General features: G+C 64.2%; 24 protein-coding genes. 17 read left to right on the top strand and 7 right to left on the bottom strand.

Annotation, left to right across the window (positions count from 1 at the left end):
* Window positions 1-62: 62 nt before the first annotated feature.
* Window positions 63-1,415 carry an aminotransferase-like domain-containing protein gene (locus KSS90_RS07200; RefSeq protein WP_217868790.1) on the top strand — a complete coding sequence of 451 codons (1,353 nt, stop codon included), beginning with the start codon at window positions 63-65 and terminating at the stop codon, window positions 1,413-1,415.
* A 42-nt stretch (window positions 1,416-1,457) separates the two neighbouring features.
* Here the strand turns inward: KSS90_RS07200 and KSS90_RS07195 are convergent, their stop codons facing one another.
* Window positions 1,458-1,715 (bottom strand): DUF2790 domain-containing protein, encoded by a 258-nt coding sequence (locus KSS90_RS07195; RefSeq protein ID WP_023629531.1) that lies wholly within the window; start codon window positions 1,713-1,715, stop codon window positions 1,458-1,460.
* 259 nt (window positions 1,716-1,974) lie between these two features.
* Here KSS90_RS07195 and KSS90_RS07190 point away from each other — a divergent pair, with 259 nt between their 5' ends.
* Window positions 1,975-2,424: a GNAT family N-acetyltransferase gene (locus KSS90_RS07190; protein WP_217868789.1), complete on the top strand. Its 450-nt coding sequence runs from the start codon at window positions 1,975-1,977 to the stop codon at window positions 2,422-2,424.
* Here the strand turns inward: KSS90_RS07190 and def are convergent.
* The 4 genes from def to KSS90_RS07170 all read right to left on the bottom strand — a co-directional run bounded on the left by def (window position 2,379) and on the right by KSS90_RS07170 (window position 6,185).
* Window positions 2,379-2,915 (bottom strand): peptide deformylase, encoded by a 537-nt coding sequence (def, locus tag KSS90_RS07185; protein ID WP_217868788.1) that lies wholly within the window; start codon window positions 2,913-2,915, stop codon window positions 2,379-2,381. The genes KSS90_RS07190 and def overlap by 46 nt on opposite strands.
* Window positions 2,915-3,871 carry a YihY/virulence factor BrkB family protein gene (locus KSS90_RS07180; protein ID WP_217868786.1) on the bottom strand — a complete coding sequence of 319 codons (957 nt, stop codon included), beginning with the start codon at window positions 3,869-3,871 and terminating at the stop codon, window positions 2,915-2,917. The genes def and KSS90_RS07180 overlap by 1 nt, the downstream gene beginning before the upstream one ends.
* Before the next feature lie 172 nt (window positions 3,872-4,043).
* A complete protein-coding gene (locus KSS90_RS07175; RefSeq protein ID WP_217868784.1) occupies window positions 4,044-5,183 on the bottom strand; it encodes a patatin-like phospholipase family protein in 1,140 nt (379 codons plus the stop codon).
* A gap of 66 nt (window positions 5,184-5,249) precedes the next feature.
* On the bottom strand, window positions 5,250-6,185 hold the full coding sequence (locus KSS90_RS07170) for a lipid A biosynthesis lauroyl acyltransferase (protein WP_217868783.1): 936 nt from the start codon (window positions 6,183-6,185) through the stop codon (window positions 5,250-5,252).
* Window positions 6,186-6,285: 100 nt separating this feature from the next.
* On the opposite strand from KSS90_RS07170, the gene minC reads away from it, so the two are divergent.
* From minC to KSS90_RS07135, 7 genes are all read left to right on the top strand, one after another.
* Complete coding sequence (gene minC / locus KSS90_RS07165; RefSeq protein ID WP_217868782.1) at window positions 6,286-7,047, top strand: septum site-determining protein MinC; 762 nt, start codon at window positions 6,286-6,288, stop codon at window positions 7,045-7,047.
* Between the two features lie 95 nt (window positions 7,048-7,142).
* Window positions 7,143-7,955 carry a septum site-determining protein MinD gene (minD, locus tag KSS90_RS07160; RefSeq protein WP_217868781.1) on the top strand — a complete coding sequence of 271 codons (813 nt, stop codon included), beginning with the start codon at window positions 7,143-7,145 and terminating at the stop codon, window positions 7,953-7,955.
* A 3-nt stretch (window positions 7,956-7,958) separates the two neighbouring features.
* Window positions 7,959-8,213 carry a cell division topological specificity factor MinE gene (minE, locus tag KSS90_RS07155; RefSeq protein ID WP_011532731.1) on the top strand — a complete coding sequence of 85 codons (255 nt, stop codon included), beginning with the start codon at window positions 7,959-7,961 and terminating at the stop codon, window positions 8,211-8,213.
* A gap of 154 nt (window positions 8,214-8,367) precedes the next feature.
* Window positions 8,368-9,003, top strand: coding sequence for an RluA family pseudouridine synthase (locus tag KSS90_RS07150; RefSeq protein WP_217868780.1), 636 nt, complete (start codon window positions 8,368-8,370; stop codon window positions 9,001-9,003).
* A gap of 101 nt (window positions 9,004-9,104) precedes the next feature.
* Complete coding sequence (locus KSS90_RS07145) at window positions 9,105-10,394, top strand: M18 family aminopeptidase (RefSeq protein ID WP_023631594.1); 1,290 nt, start codon at window positions 9,105-9,107, stop codon at window positions 10,392-10,394.
* Between the two features lie 152 nt (window positions 10,395-10,546).
* A complete protein-coding gene (locus tag KSS90_RS07140) occupies window positions 10,547-10,717 on the top strand; it encodes a hypothetical protein (RefSeq protein ID WP_167388396.1) in 171 nt (56 codons plus the stop codon).
* A gap of 44 nt (window positions 10,718-10,761) precedes the next feature.
* Window positions 10,762-12,918: a mechanosensitive ion channel family protein gene (locus tag KSS90_RS07135; RefSeq protein WP_217868779.1), complete on the top strand. Its 2,157-nt coding sequence runs from the start codon at window positions 10,762-10,764 to the stop codon at window positions 12,916-12,918.
* Window positions 12,919-13,035: 117 nt separating this feature from the next.
* On the opposite strand, the gene KSS90_RS07130 is transcribed toward KSS90_RS07135, so the two are convergent.
* Window positions 13,036-13,749: a UTRA domain-containing protein gene (locus KSS90_RS07130; protein WP_217868778.1), complete on the bottom strand. Its 714-nt coding sequence runs from the start codon at window positions 13,747-13,749 to the stop codon at window positions 13,036-13,038.
* A 336-nt stretch (window positions 13,750-14,085) separates the two neighbouring features.
* Here KSS90_RS07130 and KSS90_RS07125 point away from each other — a divergent pair, with 336 nt between their 5' ends.
* From KSS90_RS07125 to sugE, 7 genes are all read left to right on the top strand, one after another.
* Window positions 14,086-15,144, top strand: a complete 1,059-nt coding sequence (locus KSS90_RS07125; protein ID WP_217868777.1) for an ABC transporter substrate-binding protein — start codon at window positions 14,086-14,088, stop codon at window positions 15,142-15,144.
* Window positions 15,145-15,281: 137 nt separating this feature from the next.
* A complete protein-coding gene (locus KSS90_RS07120) occupies window positions 15,282-16,088 on the top strand; it encodes an alkaline phosphatase family protein (protein ID WP_046854568.1) in 807 nt (268 codons plus the stop codon).
* Entirely contained in the window at window positions 16,085-16,924 is an 840-nt protein-coding gene (locus KSS90_RS07115) for an ABC transporter permease (RefSeq protein ID WP_094011831.1), read from the top strand. Before KSS90_RS07120 ends, KSS90_RS07115 begins: the two co-directional genes overlap by 4 nt.
* On the top strand, window positions 16,914-17,708 hold the full coding sequence (locus KSS90_RS07110; RefSeq protein WP_217868776.1) for an ABC transporter permease: 795 nt from the start codon (window positions 16,914-16,916) through the stop codon (window positions 17,706-17,708). The genes KSS90_RS07115 and KSS90_RS07110 overlap by 11 nt, the downstream gene beginning before the upstream one ends.
* A gap of 1 nt (window position 17,709) precedes the next feature.
* Window positions 17,710-18,699, top strand: coding sequence for an ABC transporter ATP-binding protein (locus KSS90_RS07105; protein WP_217868775.1), 990 nt, complete (start codon window positions 17,710-17,712; stop codon window positions 18,697-18,699).
* Window positions 18,700-18,712: 13 nt separating this feature from the next.
* Window positions 18,713-19,366, top strand: coding sequence for an HAD family hydrolase (locus KSS90_RS07100; RefSeq protein WP_046854564.1), 654 nt, complete (start codon window positions 18,713-18,715; stop codon window positions 19,364-19,366).
* Between the two features lie 182 nt (window positions 19,367-19,548).
* On the top strand, window positions 19,549-19,866 hold the full coding sequence (gene sugE, locus KSS90_RS07095) for a quaternary ammonium compound efflux SMR transporter SugE (RefSeq protein ID WP_023631604.1): 318 nt from the start codon (window positions 19,549-19,551) through the stop codon (window positions 19,864-19,866).
* Window positions 19,867-19,882: 16 nt separating this feature from the next.
* Here the strand turns inward: sugE and KSS90_RS07090 are convergent, their stop codons facing one another.
* The gene (locus KSS90_RS07090; protein ID WP_217868773.1) at window positions 19,883-21,757 is read right to left on the bottom strand and encodes an MFS transporter; all 1,875 of its coding nucleotides are present in this window, start codon (window positions 21,755-21,757) and stop codon (window positions 19,883-19,885) included.
* 309 nt (window positions 21,758-22,066) lie between these two features.
* Here KSS90_RS07090 and KSS90_RS07085 point away from each other — a divergent pair, with 309 nt between their 5' ends.
* Window positions 22,067-23,167: a hypothetical protein gene (locus KSS90_RS07085; RefSeq protein ID WP_217868772.1), complete on the top strand. Its 1,101-nt coding sequence runs from the start codon at window positions 22,067-22,069 to the stop codon at window positions 23,165-23,167.

The raw sequence follows: 23,167 nt of genomic DNA, 5'->3' as shown, positions 1-23,167 counted from the left end.
AACCGATCCTAAGCGGCGATCATTGTATGGGTCCAAACATATATTGCATGGGTAGCAATTTCGTGTGGACTCCCTCCCTGCCAGACAATGACCAGCCCCGCTACCTGGCGCTGGTCGAGGCCATCGCCGGCGCCATCGAACTGGGCACGTTGAAAGCGGGCGAACGCCTGCCACCCCAGCGGCGCCTGGCCTGGGCGCTGAGCCTGAATCCGAGCACCACGCAACAGGCCTACCGCGAGGCCGCGGCGCGGCACCTGGTATCCGGGGAAGTGGGGCGCGGCACCTATGTGCTGGCCAGCAGCAAGGAGGCGACGCTGTTTCGCCTCAAGCAATCCGACCGTCAGCACCAGGTGATCGACCTGTCGACCAATGTGCCGGTAGCCAACCCGGACAACCTCGATCTTGAGCACAGCCTGCGCACGCTACTCGAGCAGGGCGAAACCGCCCTGCTCGATCATTACCTGGGGCCGGAGCAACTGCTGCTGGGGCGGATCCAGGGCGCTCGCTGGCTGGCCAACCGCGGCCTGGACCTCAAGCCCGAGCAGGTGCTGCTCTGCGGTGGCGCCCAGCAGGCCTTGATCCTGGTGCTGCAGTCACTGTGCCAGGCAGGTGAGCCGGTGATGGTCGAGGCGCTGACCGCCCCGGGCATCAAGGCCGCCTGCCGCCAGTTGCGCCTGCCGGTGCAGGGGGTGGCGCTGGATGAGCAGGGGCTGCGCCCGGACGAGCTGGACCGGGTGGTGCGGGCCAGTGGCGCGCGGGTCCTGGTGATCACTCCGACCCTGCACAACCCCACCGGGGCATGCATGGATGAAGCCCGGCGCCAGGCGCTGGCGGAAATCGTCAGGCGCCACAAGCTGCTGGTCATCGAGGATGATGTGTATGGCGCCTTGACCGAGCGGCCGCCGCTCTATCCCTTGCTCGGTGAGCACGGCGTGCTGATCAGCAGCCTGTCCAAGACCGTCGCCGCCGGCTTGCGCCTGGGCTGGATCGTGGCCCGGCCAGCGTTGCTGGAGCAGATCGATCCTTATGCCCAGGCCACCCACTGGTCGGTGTCGCCGCTGAACCTGCGCATCGCCTGCCAATGGATCGCGGATGGCACTGCCGCCCGGCGGCTGGCCTGGCAACGGGAGGAACTGGGCGAACGCTGGCGCCTGGCGCGGGCGGTTCTGGGCGAGGCGCTACCCATCGAGGGCGTGCCGTCACCCCATATCTGGCTGGCCACGGCTGGAGAAGCACAGGCGCTGGTCACTCAGTGTCGGGCGCAAGGGGTGGAAATCGTGCCGGCCAGCGTATTCGCGGTGGGTACTGACAGCATAAAGGCCGTACGGATCAGCCTGTCGGCGGCCCATAGCCGGGCTCAATTGAAACAAGGGCTGGAGCTGGTGGGAGCGAGATTGGCCTGCATGGGCACCTGACAGCCATCGCGCTCCCACGAGCCTTTTTCGGGCCAGGCAGGCTCAATTCAGCCGGCAACCTTCGCCCAGGGCACGGTACTGGAGGGTATGCACCTGCCCTTGATGATCCTCGTAGGTCATGGTGGCGGGCACCACTTCACACACGTTGGGGATCGTCGACAGGCTGATCACGCGCTTGATGTCGAGGTTGGTGGAATAGTCGTACTGCTCGACCACGGGCTGGGTGTCTGCGGTCTTGGCCTGGTCCGCGAAGGCGAACGGGGACATACCGACCAATGCAAGAATCAGTAAGGCTTTCATGGGTGTCGACCTTGATGGCTATCAAGCTGATCGCGTGACTTCTGACGCCGTCAATGGCCCGGAGAAGTTGTCATCGACTGCGAAGATGACACGAAGTACCGATCCCGCTTTATCGTACTGCCGGGGGGATGGATGAAAGTCTACTCCCCGCCTGAAATAGTTGAACCCCGGAGTCGGACATTCACCCTTGCCGTATTTGCAACAATCTGCGACAAAGCACCGATGAATGCCTGCCCGAGATAAACCACGCCGCGTGAACATGCTCCCTCTGACCTGCACTCGCCTTCCCCCAAGCCAGCGGCGCCTGCTGGAACACTTCTACCGCCAGCATGGCTCGCGCATGCGCGCGGCCGGCGAAGGCGAGCAATGGGTGGCGCGTGCTGGAGAGATCGTCGGCGGGATGAACCTGACCCCCATCGAGGGCGGCCACTGGCTGACCGGCCTGTTCGTCGCCCCACACTGGCGCGGTCGGCAGATCGCGTCTCGACTGGTGGACGCGGCGGTAGTCGAAAGCAGCGCTGCGACCTGGCTGTTCTGTCATCCGGACCTGGCACCCTTCTACCAGCGCCTGGCCTTCGTCCCGACCACTACCCTGCCCCAACCCCTGGCCTCGCGCCTGGCCCGCTACCAGCGCAGCAAGGCCCTGATCGCAATGGTGCGGAGTCAGTCGTCGGCCACGTCGAGCCCGGGGAACAGCACCTCGGTATAGCCGAACTTGCTGAAGTCCTGGATGCGCGAGGGGTACAACCGGCCGATCAAGTGATCGCACTCATGCTGCACCACCCGGGCGTGGAAGCCGTCGGCAAAGCGGTTGATCGGATTACCCTGCGGATCGATGCCCGAATAACTGATGTGCTTGTAGCGCGGCACCACGCCACGCAGGCCCGGCACCGACAAACAGCCCTCCCAGCCATCCTCGAGCTCGGTGGCCAGCGGTGTGATCACCGGGTTGAGCAGGATGGTCCGCGGCACCGGCTCGGCGTCCGGATAACGCTCGCTGCGCTCGAAGCCGAAGATCACCAGTTGCAGGTCGATGCCGATCTGCGGCGCGGCCAGGCCAACACCACCGACATGGGCCATGGTCTCGAACATGTCGTCGATCAGTTGCGCAAGCTCCGGGCTGCCGATCATGTGCTCGGGAACCGGCGGGGCGATGCGCAGCAGGCGTTCATCGCCCATCTTGAGAATGTCGCGGATCATCAGGTATTCGGCTCGCGGCTCTGGGGTTCGGGTGTCACCGGGTGCTCGTGGCCGAGCACGGTGATGTTCTGTTGCGGGTTGTCCTGCTCGAATTCCTTCTCGCCTGGGTTCTTGCCCTCGGCCGACATGTGCTCGATCACCGCATTCATTTCCGCTCCCAGCAGCAGCACCGCGGCGGAGATGTAGAAGTACAGCAACAGCACGATGATCGCCCCAATGCTGCCATACATGGCGTTGTAATCGGCAAAGGTCTTCACGTAGTAGGCGAAGCCCAGCGAAGCGACGATCCACACCACCACCGCCAGCACCGAACCTGGGGTGATGAAACGGAATTTCTGCTTCACATCGGGCATCACGTAGTAGATCAGCGCCACCGCCACCATCATCAGGATGATGATCGCCGGCCAGCGCAGGATGGTCCAGACGATGACAACCGCCTCCTCCAGCCCGACCTGCGAAGCGATCCACTCCATGACCTGCGGCCCCAGCACCATCAGCGCCGCCGCCGCCAGGAGCATGCCGGCGATGCCGACGGTATAGATGACCGACAGTGGAATGCGCTTCCACACCGGCCGCCCCTCGGGCACGTCATAAGCCGCGTTCATTGCACTCATCATCAGGCGCACGCCTGCCGAGGCGGTCCACAAGGCGATTACGATACCCACCGACAACAGCCCACCCTTGGACTGCTGCAACTGATCGATCACCGGGTTGACCTGCTCCAGAGCCTGGGGCGGCAACACCAGTTCCGACTGCAGGCGCAGCCAGGAGAAGAAGTCCGGCAAGTGCAGGAAGCCGATCAGGGCGATCAGGAACAACAGGAAGGGGAATAGCGAAAACAGCATCTGGTAGGCCAGCGCGGAGGCATAGGTGGACATCTCGTCATCGAGGAACTCCTTGACGGTGCGCACCAGCACACGGTGCAGGGGCAGGCCGCGCAGGTCGGGGAAAATCATAGCGTCTCCTTTCGCCGCAGGATCGGGTTGGCAATGCAACAAGTCTAATAGACCAGGCGACACACGTGCGGTTCGCTTGTGCGTCATGCATGTGCCTACATAAGCGCGAGGGCGGTTCTCTTGAGGGCAGCGCAGTACTTGAAAGAGCCGGCTTGCCGGCGAAAGGGCCGCCTCAGATACCCAGGAACTGGCAAAGCTCCCGCTTGGCCAACGCATCCTTGCGCCCCAGCTCGATCAGCTCGCTGCAATAGCTCGCCTCGAACAACAGGTAGCTCAGCACCCCTGCCCCACTGGTCTTCGTCGCCCCTGGCCCGCGCAGAAACACCCTCAGCGCTGCCGGCAACTCGCGCCGATGACGAGCGGCAATCTCGTCCAGCGGCTGGCTGGGCGCCACCACCAGCACCTCGATCGGCGCCAGCCCCAGGCGCCGGGCGTCCAGATGCGCTGGCAGCAGATGACTGAGATGGTTGAGCCGCTGCAACAGCTCGATATCATCCTCGAGGCTATCGATGAAAGTGCTGTTGAGCATGTGCCCGCCGATCTGCGCCAGGCTCGGTTGCTGGCCGCTGAATAGCCGTTGGGTCGGCAGCGGCGGCGACGGTCGCTGGGGGTTGCCGCTGACCCCGACCACCAGTACGCGGCTGGCCCCCAGATGCAGCGCCGGGCTGATCGGCGCCGACTGGCGCACCGCGCCATCGCCGTAGAACTCATCGCCCAGCCGGACCGGCGCGAACAGCAGCGGGATCGCCGAACTGGCCAGCAGGTGGTCGATGGTCAGCGGCGTGGGCATGCCGATGCGGCGGTGGCGTAGCCAGGGCTCGATGGTGTCGCGGCCCTGGTAGAAGGTCACCGCCTGGCCGGACTCGTAGCCGAACGCGGTCACGGCGATGGCGCGCAACTGATTGGCTGCCAGTGAGTGGGTGATGCCGTCCAGGTCCAGGTGCTCGTGCAACAGGTGGCGCAGTGGGCGGCTGTCAAGCAGCGCCACCGGCACCTGGCCGCCGAGCCCCAGCAGGCTGTGGCCGACGAAGCGGCTGGCCTGGCGGATCACGCCTGGCCAGTCGCTGCGTAGCACCAGGTGGCTGCGAAAGTTCTGCCAGAAGGCCGTCAGTTGCGCCACCGACTCGGCGAAGCGGGTGGCGCCGCTGGCCAGCTTGACCGCGTTGATGGCGCCGGCGGAGGTGCCGACGATCACCGGGAAAGGGTTGGCGGCGCCCGGGGGCAGCAGTTCGGCGATGCCGGCCAACACGCCGACCTGATAGGCGGCGCGGGCACCGCCGCCGGAGAGGATCAGGCCGGTGGTCGGGGTCATTGCTCCTCCCTGGAATCGATGATTGCCTGTACCTGCCCTATCGCGGGACCAGCCACAGCCCTTCGGTCATTTTTTCTTCTTGTCATACAGTCGTGGCTCACCCTCGGGCCGCGACTTGAAGCGCCGGTGCGCCCACAGGTACTGCTCCGGGCATTCGCGCAGCACACCCTCGACCCACTGGTTGATGCGCAGGCAGTCGGCCTCCTCGGTTTCGCCGGGGAAGTCCGTGAGCGGCGGGTGAACCACCAGGCGATAGCCGCTGCCATCCTCCAGGCGTTTCTGGGTGAACGGAATCACCCGCGCCTTACCCAGCCGGGCGAACTTGGTGGTAGCGGTGACAGTGGCGGCGGGGATACCGAACAGCGGCACGAAGATGCTCTGCTTGATGCCGTAGTCCTGGTCCGGCGCGTACCAGATCGCCCGCCCCTTGCGCAGCAGCTTGAGCATGCCGCGCACGTCATCGCGCTCCACCGCCAGCGAATCGGCGTTGTGCCGCTCGCGGCCGCGGCGCTGGATGAAATCGAACACCGCGTTGCCATGTTCGCGGTACATGCCGTCGATGGTATGCACCTGGCCCAGCAAGGCGGCGCCGATCTCCAGGGTGGTGAAGTGCACGGCCATGAGGATGGCACCTTCGCCGTCGCACTGGGCGGCCTGCAGGTGCTCGATCCCCTCTATATGCGCCAGGCGCGCCAGCCGGGCCTTTGGCCACCACCAACTCATGGCCATCTCGAAGAAAGCGATGCCCGTGGAGGCGAAGTTTTCCTTGAGCAGACGCTGCCGTTCGTCGCCGGACAGTTCGGGGAAACACAATTCGAGGTTACGCGCGGCAATGCGCCGGCGTTCGCCCGCGAGCCGGTACATCACCGCGCCAAGGCCGCGCCCCAGCCCCAGCAAGGCCCGGTACGGCAGCTGAGCGACCAGCCACAGCAGGCCCAGGCCCAGCCACAGGCCCCAGAATCGCGGGTGAAGGAAAGAGGATCGAAAACGCGGGCGTTCCATTGAAGCTTCCGGCAAGACATGAGCCGGGCATTCTACATCGGTTGCGGGCAATCGGTCTTATCGCTATAAGTCAGGGCACTTTTTTCGCAACAAGCCGTCTATGCAGACCATGAGCACCAACCAGACACCCGACAACACCCCCGTGTTCCAGCTCAAGGGCAGCATGCTTGCCATCACCGTGCTGGAACTGGCGCGCAACGACCTCGAGTCCCTCGACCGCCAACTGGCGGCGAAGGTCGCGCAGGCGCCGAATTTCTTCAGCAACACACCGCTGGTGCTGGCCCTGGACAAGCTGCCCCATGACGAAGGCGCCATCGACCTGCCCGGACTGATGCGCGTGTGCCGTCACCATGGCCTGCGCACCCTGGCGATCCGCGCCAACCGCATCGAGGACATCGCCGCGGCGATCGCCATCGACCTGCCGGTACTGCCGCCGTCCGGCGCCCGCGAACGCCCGCTCGAACCCGAACCGGAAGCGAAGAAGCCCGAACCCGCGCCAGCGCCGCCACCGGCGCCCGCCGAACCCGAGGTGCGCCCGACCCGCATCATTACTTCGCCCGTGCGCGGCGGCCAGCAGATCTACGCCCAGGGCGGCGACTTGGTGGTGACCGGCTCCGTCAGCCCCGGCGCGGAACTTCTCGCCGATGGCAACATCCATGTGTACGGCGCCATGCGCGGCCGCGCCCTGGCCGGTATCAAGGGCAACACCAAGGCGCGCATCTTCTGCCAGCAAATGACCGCGGAAATGGTCTCCATCGCCGGCCAGTACAAAGTCTGCGAGGACCTGCGCCGCGACCCGCTGTGGGGCTCGGGCGTGCAGGTCAGCCTGTCCGGTGACGTGTTGAACATCACCCGTCTTTAACGGATACTTGCCGGCATTTTTAGCGCAACTTTTTCCCGTTGCCGTTTTTTGTATTTGCAGGGACCCACGTCCCGTTTATTTAGGGGTGAAACACCTTGGCCAAGATTCTCGTCGTCACTTCCGGCAAGGGGGGTGTGGGCAAGACCACCACCAGCGCCGCCATCGGTACCGGCCTCGCACTGCGTGGCTACAAGACGGTCATCGTCGACTTCGACGTCGGCCTGCGTAACCTCGACCTGATCATGGGCTGCGAGCGCCGCGTGGTGTACGACTTCGTCAACGTGGTCAACGGCGAGGCCAATCTGCAGCAGGCCCTGATCAAGGACAAGCGCCTGGAGAACCTGTTCGTGCTGGCCGCCAGCCAGACCCGCGACAAGGACGCTCTGACCCAGGAAGGCGTCGAGAAGGTGCTGATGGAGCTGAAGGATACCTTCGACTACGTCATCTGCGACTCGCCGGCCGGTATCGAGAAGGGCGCGCACCTGGCGATGTACTTCGCCGACGAAGCCATCGTCGTGACCAACCCCGAGGTGTCCTCGGTACGTGACTCCGACCGTATGCTGGGCATCCTGTCGAGCAAGTCGCGCCGCTCCGAAAATGGCGAAGAACCGATCAAGGAACACCTGCTGATCACCCGTTACCACCCCGAGCGCGTCGAAAAGGGCGAGATGCTCAGCATCGCCGACGTCGAAGAGATCCTGGCGATCAAGCTCAAGGGTGTGATCCCCGAGTCGCAAGCCGTTCTCAAGGCCTCCAACCAGGGCATCCCGGTCATCCTTGACGACCAGAGCGATGCCGGCCAGGCGTACAGTGACACCGTCGACCGTCTACTGGGCAAAGAGAAGCCCCTGCGGTTCATCGACGTGCAGAAGCAAGGATTCTTCTCGCGTCTGTTTGGAGGCAAGTAAACCATGAACCTTTTTGACTTCTTTCGTGGCAGACAGAAACAGACCAGCGCGTCGGTAGCGAAAGAGCGTCTACAGATCATCGTGGCGCACGAGCGCGGCCAGCGCAGCACCCCGGACTACCTGCCCGCCCTGCAGAAAGAGCTGGTCGAGGTGATTCGCAAGTACGTCAACATCGGCAACGACGATGTACAGGTGGCGCTGGAAAACCAGGGCAGCTGTTCGATCCTCGAGCTGAACATCACCCTGCCCGAGCGCTGATCGCGCATCTGGGTGTAATCATTGGGGCTGCCTTGCAGCCCATCGCCGGCAAGCCGGCTCCCACAGACAACGCGGGACCCTGTGGGAGCCGGCTTGCCGGCGATGGGCCGCAAGGCGGCCCCAGTGCTTTCCGCCATTTCACCGAGACCTAGCAATGCCGCTGTCGAACATCCAGATCCTGCACGAAGACGCCGCCGTCCTGGTCATCAACAAGCCGACCCTGCTGCTGTCGGTGCCGGGCCGCGCCGAGGACAACAAGGACTGCCTGATCACCCGCCTGCAGGAAAACGGCTACCCCGACGCCTTGATCGTCCATCGCCTGGACTGGGAAACCTCGGGGATCATCCTGCTCGCCCGCGACGCCGACAGCCACCGCGAACTGTCACGCCAGTTCCACGACCGCGAGACGGAGAAGGCCTATACCGCACTGTGCTGGGGCCAGCCTGCGCTCGACAGCGGCAGCATCGACCTGCCGCTGCGTTACGACCCGCCGACCAAGCCGCGCCACGTGGTCGACCACGAGCAGGGCAAGCACGCCCTGACCTTCTGGCGCATCCTCGAGCGCTGCGGCGATCACTGCCGGGTCGAACTGACGCCGATCACCGGGCGCTCGCACCAGTTGCGCGTACACATGCTGTCGATCGGCCACCCGCTGCTGGGCGACCGGCTGTACGCCAACCCCGAGGCGCTGGCCGCCCATGAGCGGCTGTGCCTGCATGCCTCGATGCTGAGCTTCACCCATCCGGTGTCCGGGGCGCGCATGAAGTTCGAGTGCCCGGCGCCGTTCTAAGGCCCGGGCCTATCGCGGGGCGCTGCCACGCCTCGCGATGGCTCGACACAAATTTTCGAGTATTTACGCTAAACTCGCGCCACTGCTGTCTGGAGTGACTTATGCGCGATGCCCTGAACGCCGGCCTGATCGAATTCCTCAAGGCCTCCCCGACGCCCTTCCACGCCACCGCCAGCCTCGCGCAGCGCCTCGAAGCTGCCGGCTACCAGCGCCTGGACGAGCGCGACAGCTGGGCCACCGTGCCTGGCGGTCGCTACTACGTGACCCGTAACGATTCCTCGATCATCGCCATCAAGCTCGGCAAGCATTCGCCGCTGATCGGCGGTATCCGCATGGTCGGCGCCCACACCGACAGCCCCTGCCTGCGGGTCAAGCCGCAGCCCGAACTGCAGCGCCAGGGCTTTCTGCAACTGGGCGTGGAAGTGTACGGCGGCGCCCTGCTCGCCCCCTGGTTCGACCGCGACCTGTCGCTGGCCGGCCGGGTCACCTTCCGCCGCGACGGCAAGGTGGAAAGCCAGCTGATCGATTTCAAGCTGCCGATCGCGGTGATCCCCAACCTGGCGATCCACCTCAACCGCACCGCCAACGAAGGCTGGCAGATCAACCCGCAGACCGAACTGCCACCGATCCTGGCGCAGGTCGCCGGTGACGAGCGCGTCGACTTCCGCGCCCTGCTCACCGAGCAGCTGGCCCGCGAGCACGACCTCAACGCCGACGTGGTGCTGGATTACGAGCTGAGCTTCTACGACACCCAGGACGCCGCGTTGATCGGCCTGAACGGCGACTTCATCGCCGCCGCCCGCCTGGACAACCTGCTGTCGTGCTACGCCGGCCTGCAGGCGCTGTTGAACGCCGAAGGCGACGAGACCTGCGTACTGGTGTGCAACGACCACGAGGAAGTCGGCTCCTGCTCGGCCTGCGGCGCCGATGGCCCGATGCTCGAACAGACCCTGCAACGCCTGCTGCCCGATGGCGATGATTACGTGCGCACTATCCAGCGCTCGCTGATGGTCTCGGCCGACAACGCCCACGGCGTGCATCCCAACTACGCCGACAAACACGACGGCAACCACGGCCCCAAGCTCAATGCCGGCCCGGTGATCAAGGTCAACAACAACCAGCGCTACGCCACCAACAGCGAAACCGCCGGGTTCTTCCGCCACCTGTGCATGGCCGAGGAAGTACCGGTGCAGAGCTTCGTGGTGCGCAGCGACATGGGCTGCGGCTCGACCATCGGCCCGATCACCGCCAGCCACCTGGGCGTGCGCACGGTGGATATCGGCCTGCCGACCTTCGCCATGCACTCGATCCGCGAGCTGTGCGGCAGCCATGACCTCGCCCACCTGGTGAAAGTGCTCGGCGCTTTCTACCGCAGCCGCGAACTGCCCTGAAGGCCAACCCGCTCCCACACGGACCTGTGGGAGCGGCGGTGTGGCGGTGCGACTTGCCACGCGATCGGGCCACCGCCTGCCGCCGATCAATCCGCCTCGCTTGCAAAGCGCTATGCTTGATACATGGCCCCAAAAACACAAGGATGCTGTCCATGTCATCGCCGTTCCTGTCCCTGTTCGTGCCGGTGTTCCTGTTCCTGATGCTGCTGACCATCGGCTTCAGCCTGCGCGAGCGCAATGTCGGCGTGCTGATGATGTGGATCGGCACCCTCGGCATTTTCGGCCTCACCTGCTGGAAGATCCTCGAGAAACTGCCGTCGTAAACCTCTACACTCGGGCAAACGTTTGACCTGAGGTAGATTTCCCGGTGCCAGCCCTCCTGCGTTGCATCACGCTGCTGTTCCTGCTGCTCGTCCCACCGGTGCATGCCGCCGGCCTGCCTGGCCTGCTCGGTTCCAGCACGCCCGCCCAGCCCGAAGCCAGCGAGCCCTTGGGCAAGTCTCTGGACGAGGTGATCAAGAACCTGGAGAACGACCAGCAACGCGCCAAGCTGCTGGCCGACCTGAAGAAGCTGCGCGACGCCACCAAGCAATCGCAACCTACCGTCGAACAGGGCGTGCTCGGCCTGATCGGCGGTGCCCTGCATGACTTCGAGAAACAGTTCAGCGGCGATGCCAGCCCGTTCAAGCGCTGGTCGCAGGAGATCGACCAGGCCCAGGACGAGCTGGCCGCGCTGGTAGTGCCGGTGCATCAATGGCCGGCGATCCTGTTCGGCTTTGCCGGGGTCATCCTGGTCTGGGGCCTGCTGGCCTATGCCTTCAACTGGATCGGCCACCGCGTACGCCTGCGTTTCGGCCTGACCGAGGATCTGCCGCAGCACCCGCGGACCTGGGATCTGGTGCGCTTTGCCCTGCGCAAGCTGGGGCCCTGGCTGGTGGCGCTGGTGTTCACCGTGTACCTGAGCTTCGCCCTGCCCTCCTCGTTGGGCAAGTCGATGGCGATGGTGCTGGCCTACGCGCTGGTGGTCGGCACGCTGTTTTCGGCGATCTGCGTGATTGCCTTCTCGCTGCTCGACGGTCCGCATCGCCACCGCGCCCTGCATATCCTGCGGCACCAGGCGTTCCGCCCGCTGTGGCTGATCGGCAGCTTCGCCGCGTTCGGCGAGGCGATGAGCGACCCACGCCTGACCACCGCGCTGGGCAGCCACCTGGCCCACGCCCTGGCCACCCTGGCCAATGTGGTCGCCGCGCTATGCACCGGGCTGTTCATCCTGCGCTTCCGCCGCCCGATCGCCCACCTGATCCGCAACCAGCCCCTGTCCCGACGTCTGACCCGGCGCACCCTGAGCGACACCATCGAACTGCTCGGCAGCTTCTGGTACATCCCGGCGCTGATCCTGGTGGCGATCTCGCTGTTCGCCACCTTCGTCTCCGCCGGCGACACCAGCACCGCCCTGCGCCAGTCGCTGATGTGCACGGTGCTGGTAGTGGTGTGCATGGTGCTCAATGGCCTGGTCCGCCGCCATGCCGCCAAGCCCAGGCGCGCCAACAAGCGCCAGGCGGTCTACACCGAGCGCCTGCGCAACTTCGGCTATGTCTTGGTGCATCTTTTCATTTGGCTGCTGTTCATCGAAATGGGCTTGCGCGTCTGGGGCCACTCGATGATCACCTTCGCCGAGGGCGACGGCCATGAAGTCAGCCTGCGCCTGCTGGGCCTGGCCGGCACGCTGATCGTCGCCTGGCTGGTGTGGATCCTCGCCGACACCGCCGTGCATCATGCCCTGGTGCATTCGCGGCGCGGGCTGGCCAACGCCCGCGCACAGACCATGATGCCGCTGATCCGCAACGTCATGTTCGTGGTGATCGTCATCATCGCGGTGATCGTCGCCCTGGCCAACATGGGCATGAACGTCACCCCACTGCTGGCCGGTGCCGGTGTCATCGGCCTGGCCATCGGTTTCGGCGCCCAGTCGCTGGTGGCCGACCTGATCACCGGGCTGTTCATCATCATCGAGGACTCGCTGGCCATCGACGACTACGTGGATGTCGGCGGCCACCTGGGCACGGTCGAGGGCCTGACCATCCGCACCGTGCGCCTGCGCGACATCGACGGCATCGTCCACACCATCCCGTTCAGCGAGATCAAGAGCATCAAGAACTACTCGCGCGAATTCGGCTACGCGATCTTCCGCGTGGCCATCCCGCACAGCATGAACATCGACCAGGCTATCACCCTGATCCGCGAAGTGGGCCAGAAGCTGCGCAACGACCCGCTGATGCGCCGCAACATCTGGTCGCCGCTGGAGTTGCAGGGTGTGGAAAGCTTCGAGTCGGGCTCGGCGATCCTGCGGGCGCGGTTCAAGACCGCGCCGATCAAGCAGTGGGAGGTGTCGCGGGCGTTCAACCTGGCGTTGAAGCGCCAGCTCGATGAAGCGGGGTTGGATCTGGCGACGCCACGGCTGTCGGTGCAGGTGGTAACGGCTGGGGGTGGTGCCATCCCTGAAGCCGGCGGAGCCGCCAGCTAGGGCCGCTTCGCGCCCCATCGCCGGCAAGCCGGCTCCCACAGGGATCACATGACCTTCAAGACTAACGCCAAACCTGTGGGAGCCGGCTTGCCGGCGATGGGCTGCACAGCAGCCCCCTTATCCCGCCTGCGCGCGAATGCGGATCGCATCGTGCCGCCAGTATTCCAGGTCGCAGTCGATCAGGTGCCCATGCTGGTCGCTGTTGACCCGGGTGATATGCAGCCCGGGGCTGCCAGCCGACACCTTCAAGGCAGCCGCCGCCTCGACCGGCAACGCCGTCGGCAGGATCTCGAAGCACACCTGCCCATAGTGAATGACGTACTCCCGCGCATAGATCTCGGTCAGTGACTGGGCCAGGTCCAGCTCGAGGATCCCTGGGAAGTAACGCGGGTTGAGATAGTGCTCGGCATACAGCACCGCACGCCCGTCGATACGCCGCAACCGGCAGATCCGCACCACGCTGGACAGCGCCGGCAGCCGCAGGCGCGCGCAGACCGCCGCCGAGGCCGGTTGCAACCGCGCCGACAGCAACTCGGTGCTCGGCACCCGCCCCTGGTCGCGCACCATCGCATGGAAGTGGCTGCGCTCGATCAGGTCATACGTCAACCGCTCTGGCGCGACGAACCAGCCGCGCCGCTCCTCGCGGTAGATCAGGCCCATGGCCTCGAGTTGCACCAGGGCCTCGCGCAGGGTGATCCGCGTGGTGTCGAACACTTCGCTGAGCCTGCGCTCGGCCGGCAGCTTGCCGCCGGGCGCCAGCAGGCCGTGTTCGATCTGCTCCTGCAACGCATGGCAGATGGCTGTTACCGCGCGCGGTGGCGTCGCTTGCATCAAAGGTTACCTATCTGGACTAGTCCAGCCCCGAAACAGGGCAGTTGGAGCGTAGTGCAAGCCTAGGCGGGGCTGATGAATATCCTGTGACACAGGCGCCACAGGGCTCTTGCCAGATCTGCCAGATCCGCGCCAGCCCACGCGAATCAAGGCTTTCGATCTGGTCTACGCTGTAGTTCCAGGGCCTTGGGCCTGCCACCCGCCCCCGCCCCTTACATCAAACTGTCACGCAACAGGCCTACCTTGGCGCAAGGTTTGCTGACCTAGACCAAGGGGTCGCAAGCACCGCTTCCGTTCATAACAACGAATGCAAGGCACCCACCAAAGGAGCTTCGGATGAAAAAGTTGTTCATGGCGTCACTGCTCGGTTCGGCCATCGCGTTTTGCACCTCGGCCATGGCCCAGGACCTCAAGGCCCTTGAAGACGCCGCCCGCAAGGAAGGCACGGTCAACAGCGTGGGCATGCCCGATGCCTGGGCCAACTGGAAAGGCACCTGGGAAGACCTGGCGAAGAAGTACGGCCTCAAGCACAGCGACACCGACATGAGTTCGGCCCAGGAAGTCGCCAAGTTCGACGCCGAGAAGGACAACGCCAGCGCCGACATCGGCGACGTTGGCGCGGCCTTCGGCCCGATCGCGGTCGCCAAGGGCGTGACCCAACCCTACAAGCCAAGTACCTGGGACCAGGTCCCGGCGTGGGCCAAGGATCAGGACGGCCACTGGGCGCTGGCCTACACCGGCACCATCGCCTTCATCATCAACAAGGATCTGGTCAAGGAAGGCGAGCGCCCCACCACCTGGCACGACCTGGAAAAGGGCAAGTACAAGGTCGCCATCGGTGATGTCGGCACCGCCGCCCAGGCCGCCAACGGCGTGCTCGCCGCCGCCATCGCCTACAAGGGTGACGAGAGCAACATCGAGCCGGGCCTGCAGCTGTTCACCAAGCTGGCCCAGCAGAAGCGCCTGTCGCTGGCCAACCCGACCATCCAGACCCTGGAGAAAGGCGAGGTGGAAGTGGGCGTGGTGTGGGACTTCAACGGCCTGAGCTACCGCGACCAGATCGACCCGAAACGCTTCGAGGTGCTGATCCCGTCGGACGGTTCGATCACCTCCGGCTACACCACCATCATCAACAAATACGCCAAGCACCCTAACGCGGCCAAGCTGACCCGCGAATACATCTTCAGCGATGCCGGCCAGACCAACCTGGCCATCGGCCACGCCCGGCCGATCCGTGCCGAACACCTGAAGCTGCCGGCGGATGTACAGGCCAAGCTGCTGCCCAACGAGCAGTACAAGGCCGCCCAGCCGATCAAAGATGCTGCGGCCTGGGAAGCGACCTCCAAGGCCCTGCCACAGAAGTGGCAGGAGCAGGTAATCATCGAGATGGAATAAGGGGCAGACTCCCAACTGCCTGAACCGGCCCTATCGCCGGCAAGCCAGCTCCCACAGGGTCAGCGCAAGACCTGTGGGAGCTGGCTTGCCAGCGATGAGGGCGACGCGCTACCGACTGATACCCCTGCGGAGCCACCATGCAACACAACGTCATCCTGGTCCTGCTCGACGGTCTCAACCACCAAGTCGCCCACCATGCCATGGGCCACCTGCACGCCTATGTCGAGGCCGACCGCGCCGCGCTGTACCGCGTGGAATGCGAGCTGCCATCGCTGTCGCGGCCACTGTACGAATGTATCCTCACGGGTGTGCCGCCGATCGACAGCGGCATCGTGCATAACAACATCAACCGCCTGTCCAACCAACGCAGCGTATTCCACTACGCCCGCGAGGCCGGCCTGGGCACCGCGGCGGCGGCCTACCACTGGATGAGCGAGCTGTACAACCGCTCGCCGTTCGACCCGCTGCGTGACCGCCACACCCACGCACCCAAGCTGCCGATCCAGCATGGCCTGTTCTACTACGCCGACCACTATCCCGATTCGCACCTGCTGGCCGACGCCGAATACCTGCGCCGCCGCCATGCGCCGAACTTCCTCCTGGTACACCCGATGAACATCGACGATGCCGGCCACCGCCACGGCCTGGACAGCAGCCAGTACCGCAACGCCGCGCGCAGCGCCGACATCCTGCTGGCCGACTACCTGCCGCGCTGGCTCGAGGAGGGCTACCAGGTACTGGTCACCGCCGACCACGGCATGAACAACGACCGCTCGCACAACGGCCTGCTCGCCGAAGAACGCGAAGTGCCGCTGTTCGTGTTCGGCGAGGCGTTCAGCCTCGACCCTGCGGCCAAGCCACTGCAGACCGAACTGTGCGGCACGATCTGCGAACTGCTCGGCGCCGCCCACGACAAACCGGTCTGCCGGGAGCTGCTCAAGTGAATGCAAGCCATCGTGGCCGTTACCTGGCCTTGCTCTGCCTGCTGCCGTTCGCCGTGTTCTTCATCATTTTCCAGATCGCGCCACTGGCCTGGGTCGCCATCAACAGCCTGCAAAGCGAGAGCGGCTGGGGCTTGGCCAACTTCAGCAAGATCTTCGCCTCGAAGTTCTACCTGCAGGCGCTGCAACGCAGCCTGGAGATCAGCTTCTGGTCGAGCCTGTTCGGCATCGTCATCGCTACCCTGGGCGCGTATTCACTGCGCCAGGTCGATTCCAAACTGCGCGACTTCGTCAGCGCCTTCGCCAACATGACCAGCAACTTCGCCGGCGTGCCGCTAGCCTTCGCCTTCATCATCCTGCTCGGTTTCAACGGCGCCCTCACCCTGCTGCTCAAGCAGATGGGGCTGCTGGGCGACTTCAGTATCTACTCCAAGACCGGCCTGATCCTGGTCTACACCTACTTCCAGATCCCCTTGGGCGTATTGCTGCTCTACCCCGCCTTCGACGCCCTGCGCGAAGACTGGCGTGAGTCCGCCGCGCTGCTGGGCGCCAGCCATTGGCAGTTCTGGCGACATATCGGCCTGCCAGTGCTTACCCCGGCGCTGCTCGGCACCTTCGTCATCCTGCTGGCCAACGCCCTGGGCGCCTATGCCACCGTCTACGCCCTGACCACCGGCAACTTCAACGTGCTGCCGATTCGCATCGCTGGCCTTGTGGCCGGCGACATCAGCCTCGACCCGAACCTGGCCAGCGCGCTGGCGATGGTGCTGGTGGGCCTGATGACCGTGGTCACGGTGGCCCATCAATGGCTGCTCAAGAGGAGCTACCATGCGCGCTGAAAACAAAGCCGGCGGGCTCTACCACCGCGCGGTGGTCTACCTGCTGTTCCTCATTCTGCTGCTGCCGCTGGCCGGTACCCTGCTCTATTCGCTGGCCACCAGCTGGTCGGCGACCCTGCTGCCCAGCGGCCTGACCTTCAAGTGGTATGTGGCGCTGTGGAGCGAACCACGCTTTCTCGCCGCCTTCGGCCAGTCGCTGCTGGTGTGCGTGGGCGCGCTGGTGTTGTCGGTGGTGCTGATCCTGCCGCTGCTGTTCGTGGTGCATTACCACTTCCCCAAGCTCGACGCCTTGATGAACGTGCTGATCCTGCTGCCGTTCGCGGTGCCGCCCGTGGTGTCCGCGGTGGGCTTGCTGCAGCTCTACGGCAGTGGGCCGATGGCGATGGTCGGCACGCCGTGGATCCTGATCGGCTGCTACTTCACCATCGCCCTGCCGTTCATGTACCGGGCAATTACCAACAACCTGCAGGCCATCAATCTGCGCGACCTGATGGACGCTGCCCAGTTGCTCGGCGCCAGCACCTGGCAGGCGGCGTTCCTGGTGGTGCTGCCGAACCTGCGCAAGGGCCTGATGGTGGCGCTGCTGCTGTCGTTCTCGTTCCTGTTCGGCGAGTTCGTGTTCGCCAACCTGCTGGTGGGCACCCGCTACGAGACCCTGCAGGTATACCTGAACAACATGCGCAACAGCAGCGGCCACTTCAACAGCGCCCTGGTGATCTCCTATTTCGCCTTCGTGCTGGTGCTGACCTGGGTTGCCAACCGCCTGAACAAGGACAAGACCTGACATGAGCTTCGTCAGCGTACAGAAACTGCAAAAGAGCTACGCCGGCAGCCCGGTGTTCGAGAACATCGACTGCCAGATCGAACGCGGCGAGTTCGTCACCCTGCTCGGCCCCTCGGGCTGCGGCAAGTCCACCCTGCTGCGCTGCATCGCTGGGCTGACCCCGGTGGACAGCGGGCAGATCCTGCTCGACGGCCAGGACATCGTGCCGCTGAGCCCGCAAAAACGCGGCATTGGCATGGTATTCCAGAGCTACGCGCTGTTCCCCAACATGACCGTGGAGCAGAACATCGCCTTTGGCCTGCGCATGCAGAAGGTCAAGGCCGACGAGAGCCAGGCGCGGGTGCGCGAGGTGCTGGACCTGGTCGAGCTGGGCAGCTTCGCCGGGCGCTACCCGCACCAGCTGTCCGGCGGCCAGTGCCAGCGCGTGGCCCTGGCCCGCTCGCTAGTCACCCGCCCGCGCCTGCTGTTGCTCGACGAGCCACTGTCGGCGCTGGATGCGCGTATCCGCAAGCACCTGCGCGAACAGATCCGCGCCATCCAGCGCGAGCTGGGGCTGACCACCATCTTCGTCACCCATGACCAGGAAGAAGCGCTGACCATGTCGGACCGCATCGTCCTGATGAACCAGGGACGCATCGTCCAGAGCGGCGATGCCGAAACCCTCTACACCGCGCCCGTGGACCTGTTCGCCGCCGGCTTCATCGGCAACTACAACCTGCTCGATGCCGACAGCGCCAGCCGCCTGCTGCAACGCCCGGTGGCCGCGCGCCTGGCGATCCGGCCAGAGTCGATCACCCTGAGCCTGAACGGCGAACTGGATGGCGAGATCCGCAGCCACAGCCTGCTGGGCAACGTGATCCGCTACCGCGTCCAGGTACGCGGCGTGGAACTGGTGGTGGACGTGCTCAACCGCTGCGCCAGCGATCTGCACGCGGACGGGCAACGGGTATCCTTGTCGATCGACCCCACGGCGCTACGGGAAGTGGCTTAAGGAGATTCAACACATGGCACTGGCAATTTTCGATCTGGACGAAACCCTAATCCACGGCGACTGCGCGTCGTTGTGGAGCGAGCAGATGGCCCGACTGGGCTGGGTCGATGGCAAGAGTTTCCTCAAGCGCGACCATGAACTGATGGAAGCCTACGGCAAAGGCCACCTGCAGATGGAGGACTACATGGCCTTCAGCCTGGAGCCGATCGCCGGGCGCACACTGGAAGAGGTGGAGCACCTGGTCGAGCCCTGGGTCGAGGATGTGATCGAGCCGATCATCTACGGTGATGCCTGCCGCTGCATCGCCGAGCACCGCCAGCGCGGCGATCGGGTCCTGATCATCTCGGCCAGCGGTGCTCACCTGGTCGGCCCGATCGCGGCGCGCCTGGGCGTGGACGAATATCTGGCCATCGAACTGGAAGCGGTCAACGGCGTGTTCACCGGCAAGACCCACGGCGTGCTCACCTACCGCGAGGGCAAGATCACCCGCCTGCTGGAGTGGCTCGACCAGGAACAGGAAAACCTCGAGGGCGCGAGTTTCTACTCCGACTCGCGCAACGACCTGCCGTTGCTGCTGAAGGTAGATCACCCCTACGTGGTGAACCCGGACCCGGTGCTGCGCGAACACGCGCAAACCAACGGCTGGCCCATTCTGAGCTGGTCTTGACGTAGGTCCGCGGGCGTACCGGCCAGCCATTGACAGCGGCCGGTACAAGCACCATAGATCCGCCATGCTTGCCTCGCCCAGCACAAATGTGCAGTATAGTGCGCACTGTGAGGACGGCCTCACGACGCTGTGCGTGAACATACCGGGGACGGCCCCATCTTTGATAACGATGGAGACTCACCATGTCCTGGATCATCCTGTTCTTCGCCGGCCTGTTCGAAGTCGGCTGGGCTGTCGGCCTCAAGTACACCGACGGCTTCACCCGCCCCCTGCCCACCGTCCTGACGGTCGGCGCCATGGTCATCAGCCTCGGCCTGCTGGGCCTGGCCATGAAGGAGCTGCCGCTGGGCACCGCCTATGCCATCTGGACCGGCGTCGGCGCGGTCGGCACGGTGATCGCCGGGATCATCCTGTTCGGTGAATCCATGGCGCTGATCCGCCTGGCCAGTGTCGCCCTGATCATCACCGGCCTGGTCGGCCTGAAGGTCAGCGCCAGCTGACCTTCCTCCGTTACCCCTAGCGAACGTCGCCGCGCAGCAGGCTCACCTGCTCGCGCAGCGCCTCGGGCTGCGCCGCCTCCACCGGGATGGCGGCGCCGGCCACCAGAGTCACCCGCGACCACAGGCGCTTGAAGAAGCCTTTGTTCGGGTCGCGGCTGAAGAAGCTGCCCCACAACCCCTGCAACGCCAACGGGATCACCGGCACCGGCGTCTCCTGCAGAATGCGGTGTACCCCGCCCTTGAACACATCGATCTCGCCATCCGCGCTCAGCTTGCCCTCAGGGAAGATGCACACCAGCTCGCCGTCGGCCAGGTACCGGGCGATGCGGGCGAAGGCGCGCTCGTAGGTGGCCTCGTCCTCGCCGCGCCCGGCAATGGGGATGGCGCCCGCGGTGCGGAACACGAAATTGAGCACCGGCAGGTTGTAGATCTTGTAGTACATGACAAACCGGATCGGCCGGCGGATCGCCCCACCGATCAGCAGCGCATCGACGAACGACACATGGTTGCACACCAGCAACGCCGCGCCTTCGTCGGGAATGCGCTGCAGTTCGCGGTGCTCGACCCGGTACATCGAGTGGCTGAGCAGCCAGATCAGGAAGCGCATGGTGAATTCCGGCACGATGCGGAAGATGTAGGCGTTGACCGCGATGTTGAGCAGCGACACCACCAGGAACAGCTGCGGGATGCTCAGCTTGGCCAGGCTCAAAAGGACGATGGTGATGATCGCCGACACCACCATGAACAGCGCGTTGAGGATGTTGTTGGCGGCGATCACCCGCGCCCGCTCGCCTTCCGGGGTGCGCGCCTGGATCAGCGCGTACAGCGGCACGATGTAGAAACCGCCGAAGATGCCCAGGCCGACAATCGACAGCATGATCCACCAGGCCTGGCTCATACCCAGCAAGGTCAGCCAGTCATGAGGCACGGCACCGACCGGGACATCCCCCGAATGCCACCACCAGAGCAAGCCGAACAGGGTCAGGCCGAACGAGCCGAACGGCACCAGGCCGATCTCCACCTTGCGCCCGCTCAGGCGCTCGCACAGCAGCGAACCGACGGCGATGCCTACCGAGAACAGGGTCAGCACCAGGGTGACCACGGTCTCGTCGCCGTGCAGCCAGTCCTTGGCGTAGGCCGGGATCTGCGTGAGGTAGATGGCGCCGACGAACCAGAACCAAGAGTTGCCGACGATCGAGCGCGACACCGCCGGGGTCTGGCCCAGGCCCAGGCGCAAGGTCAGCCAGGACTGTTTGAAGATGTTCCAGTCCAGTTTCATCTGTGGCGCGGCGGCGGCGGCGCGGGGGATCCAGCGGCTGGCCAGGTAGCCCAGCACCGCGGTGCCCACCACCCCGGCGGCAGCCAGTATCGCGTACTGGCTGGAGGACATCAGCACCCCGGCGCCGATGGTGCCGGCCAGGATCGCCAGGAAGGTGCCCATCTCCACCAGGCCATTGCCGCCCACCAGCTCCTCCTCACGCAATGCCTGGGGCAGGATCGAATATTTCACCGGGCCGAACAGCGCCGAGTGGGTGCCCATGGCGAACAGCGCCACCAGCATCAGTTCCAGGTGATGGGTGACGAAACCGGTCGCGCCGATGGCCATGATGACGATTTCGGCCAGCTTGATGGCGCGGATCAGCCGGTCCTTGGCGAACTTCTCGCCGAACTGCCCGGCCAGTGCCGAGAACAGGAAGAACGGCAGGATGAACAGCAACGCGCAGAGGTTGACCCAGATCGAGCGGTCGCCTTCCAGGCTCAGCTTGTAGAGGATCGCCAGGATCAGCGACTGCTTGAACAGGTTGTCGTTGAAGGCACCCAGCGACTGGGTGATGAAGAACGGCAGGAAGCGCCGCTTGCCGAGCAGGGTGAATTGCGAGGGGTGACTCATCGTCCTTGTACCTGATTGGGCTTTGTCATTGGAGGCACGTACAACGTGATAAGCCACAATCTGCACGGAAAAGTCCCACCAAGGCAACCCGCGCCCAAAGTCCCGGTGCCTGTCGGACGGGCCGGATGGTCACCCCCGATATGCGCTGCATCTGCTTGACCAGGCCTTACACTTCAGCCTCTCAGTCATTCGGCAAACTGGAAAGACGAAAGTGACAGTGGCAGACTGCCAGCCCTCACTATGCTGTCAACAGCGCTCGCAAAGGCGAGGCCGCAGACACGGAGCACACAAAGGAATGAAATGCGGAAGATGAGTGGAGACGATCAGCTAAGAGCATTGATCGAGTCAGCCAAACAAGCCATGAAAGTGGTGAGGAACAAGTCCGAATTATTGGACATCGTGCAGACCTTCGCCAATTACAAAGGCAAGTTGCGCATTGAAAACAAGGCCTTGAAATACACTTCACTCCTAGGTATTGGCCTTGCTGCCATTGCCTTGATAGACAACTACTTATTGGGCCCTTCCTTGCTCTTGGTGTCGACGGCACAAGACTGGGGTGTGCCAACGTCGTTCGTCGCATGGATTTTCGCTGGGCCGATCTTAGTCCCCGCGATCTTCAACATCGCCATGGTCATTGGCGATAGCAAAGAGATACCTGAGCTCTCCAAGGAACTGGCACGCCGCTCAAGCTGGTTTACAAACGGTCTTGTAGAAACCGACACACCGCTTGAGCCGTTGCTTGAGCAACTCCAGCGATCCTTCAATGACTACTCGCGTGGTAACTACAGCCGCAAGATACAGCGCGCGCTGAAGGGACGCCACGCAGATGCACGACAGACCGTTGAATACCTCTTCATCGATCTGGAGTACGTCGAGAAACGGCAGGAAACCTACACCACGACAGACAGCAAAGGCAGCACCACCATACGGACCCGAACCGTCTTCGACCACCACCAGCGCTATAGCCTGGTAGTTGGCTTTCCCTGGATGCGGGGTATCGCCGTGCGGGGGGATCTGCAGGATGGGATCGACTACCCGAACAAGTACCAGACCAGCTCAACCGCGTTCAACGAAGTCTTCACCCTGAGCGGCACCACAGCAATGGACTGCGCTCGATTCGCCAAACCCGTTACCGTGTTGCACTTGCTGAGCATGAAAACAGGCCTGCACAGTCTGAACTTAGAATTCGCAGCCGATGGCGCTGGATTGTGCATAAGCTTTGACAATGACATCACCGACTTCGATATGCCGTGCGACCTGAGCACACCTGGCGCCTTCTTCCAACACCTCGATGCCGGCATAGCCTTGCCCACGCTAACAAGACTGCTGGAGGCGATTCACGTACTCGCCGAACAGCATGACGACAACTTCGAATTGTCCAATCAACCTAATATGCAAATGGAGCAATGA

Source organism: Pseudomonas maumuensis (assembly GCF_019139675.1).
Taxonomy (GTDB): Bacteria; Pseudomonadota; Gammaproteobacteria; order Pseudomonadales; family Pseudomonadaceae; genus Aquipseudomonas; species Aquipseudomonas maumuensis.
Note: the sequence above shows the minus strand (reverse complement) of the source record. Positions and strands in the feature narration are given on the sequence as shown.

What these genes read in the sequence shown, in the direction of transcription:
- KSS90_RS07150 (WP_217868780.1), top strand. Translation starts at nt 8,368, where the DNA reads ATGCCGCTGTCGAACATCCAGATCCTGCACGAAGACGCCGCCGTCCTG.
- KSS90_RS07195 (WP_023629531.1), bottom strand. Translation starts at nt 1,715, where the DNA reads ATGAAAGCCTTACTGATTCTTGCATTGGTCGGTATGTCCCCGTTCGCC.
- KSS90_RS07170 (WP_217868783.1), bottom strand. Translation starts at nt 6,185, where the DNA reads ATGGAACGCCCGCGTTTTCGATCCTCTTTCCTTCACCCGCGATTCTGG.
- sugE (WP_023631604.1), top strand. Translation starts at nt 19,549, where the DNA reads ATGTCCTGGATCATCCTGTTCTTCGCCGGCCTGTTCGAAGTCGGCTGG.
- KSS90_RS07140 (WP_167388396.1), top strand. Translation starts at nt 10,547, where the DNA reads ATGTCATCGCCGTTCCTGTCCCTGTTCGTGCCGGTGTTCCTGTTCCTG.
- KSS90_RS07090 (WP_217868773.1), bottom strand. Translation starts at nt 21,757, where the DNA reads ATGAGTCACCCCTCGCAATTCACCCTGCTCGGCAAGCGGCGCTTCCTG.
- KSS90_RS07145 (WP_023631594.1), top strand. Translation starts at nt 9,105, where the DNA reads ATGCGCGATGCCCTGAACGCCGGCCTGATCGAATTCCTCAAGGCCTCC.
- KSS90_RS07125 (WP_217868777.1), top strand. Translation starts at nt 14,086, where the DNA reads ATGAAAAAGTTGTTCATGGCGTCACTGCTCGGTTCGGCCATCGCGTTT.
- KSS90_RS07085 (WP_217868772.1), top strand. Translation starts at nt 22,067, where the DNA reads ATGAGTGGAGACGATCAGCTAAGAGCATTGATCGAGTCAGCCAAACAA.
- minE (WP_011532731.1), top strand. Translation starts at nt 7,959, where the DNA reads ATGAACCTTTTTGACTTCTTTCGTGGCAGACAGAAACAGACCAGCGCG.
- KSS90_RS07180 (WP_217868786.1), bottom strand. Translation starts at nt 3,871, where the DNA reads ATGATTTTCCCCGACCTGCGCGGCCTGCCCCTGCACCGTGTGCTGGTG.
- KSS90_RS07110 (WP_217868776.1), top strand. Translation starts at nt 16,914, where the DNA reads ATGCGCGCTGAAAACAAAGCCGGCGGGCTCTACCACCGCGCGGTGGTC.
- KSS90_RS07130 (WP_217868778.1), bottom strand. Translation starts at nt 13,749, where the DNA reads ATGCAAGCGACGCCACCGCGCGCGGTAACAGCCATCTGCCATGCGTTG.
- def (WP_217868788.1), bottom strand. Translation starts at nt 2,915, where the DNA reads ATGATCCGCGACATTCTCAAGATGGGCGATGAACGCCTGCTGCGCATC.
- minC (WP_217868782.1), top strand. Translation starts at nt 6,286, where the DNA reads ATGCAGACCATGAGCACCAACCAGACACCCGACAACACCCCCGTGTTC.
- KSS90_RS07190 (WP_217868789.1), top strand. Translation starts at nt 1,975, where the DNA reads ATGCTCCCTCTGACCTGCACTCGCCTTCCCCCAAGCCAGCGGCGCCTG.
- KSS90_RS07100 (WP_046854564.1), top strand. Translation starts at nt 18,713, where the DNA reads ATGGCACTGGCAATTTTCGATCTGGACGAAACCCTAATCCACGGCGAC.
- KSS90_RS07105 (WP_217868775.1), top strand. Translation starts at nt 17,710, where the DNA reads ATGAGCTTCGTCAGCGTACAGAAACTGCAAAAGAGCTACGCCGGCAGC.
- KSS90_RS07175 (WP_217868784.1), bottom strand. Translation starts at nt 5,183, where the DNA reads ATGACCCCGACCACCGGCCTGATCCTCTCCGGCGGCGGTGCCCGCGCC.
- KSS90_RS07120 (WP_046854568.1), top strand. Translation starts at nt 15,282, where the DNA reads ATGCAACACAACGTCATCCTGGTCCTGCTCGACGGTCTCAACCACCAA.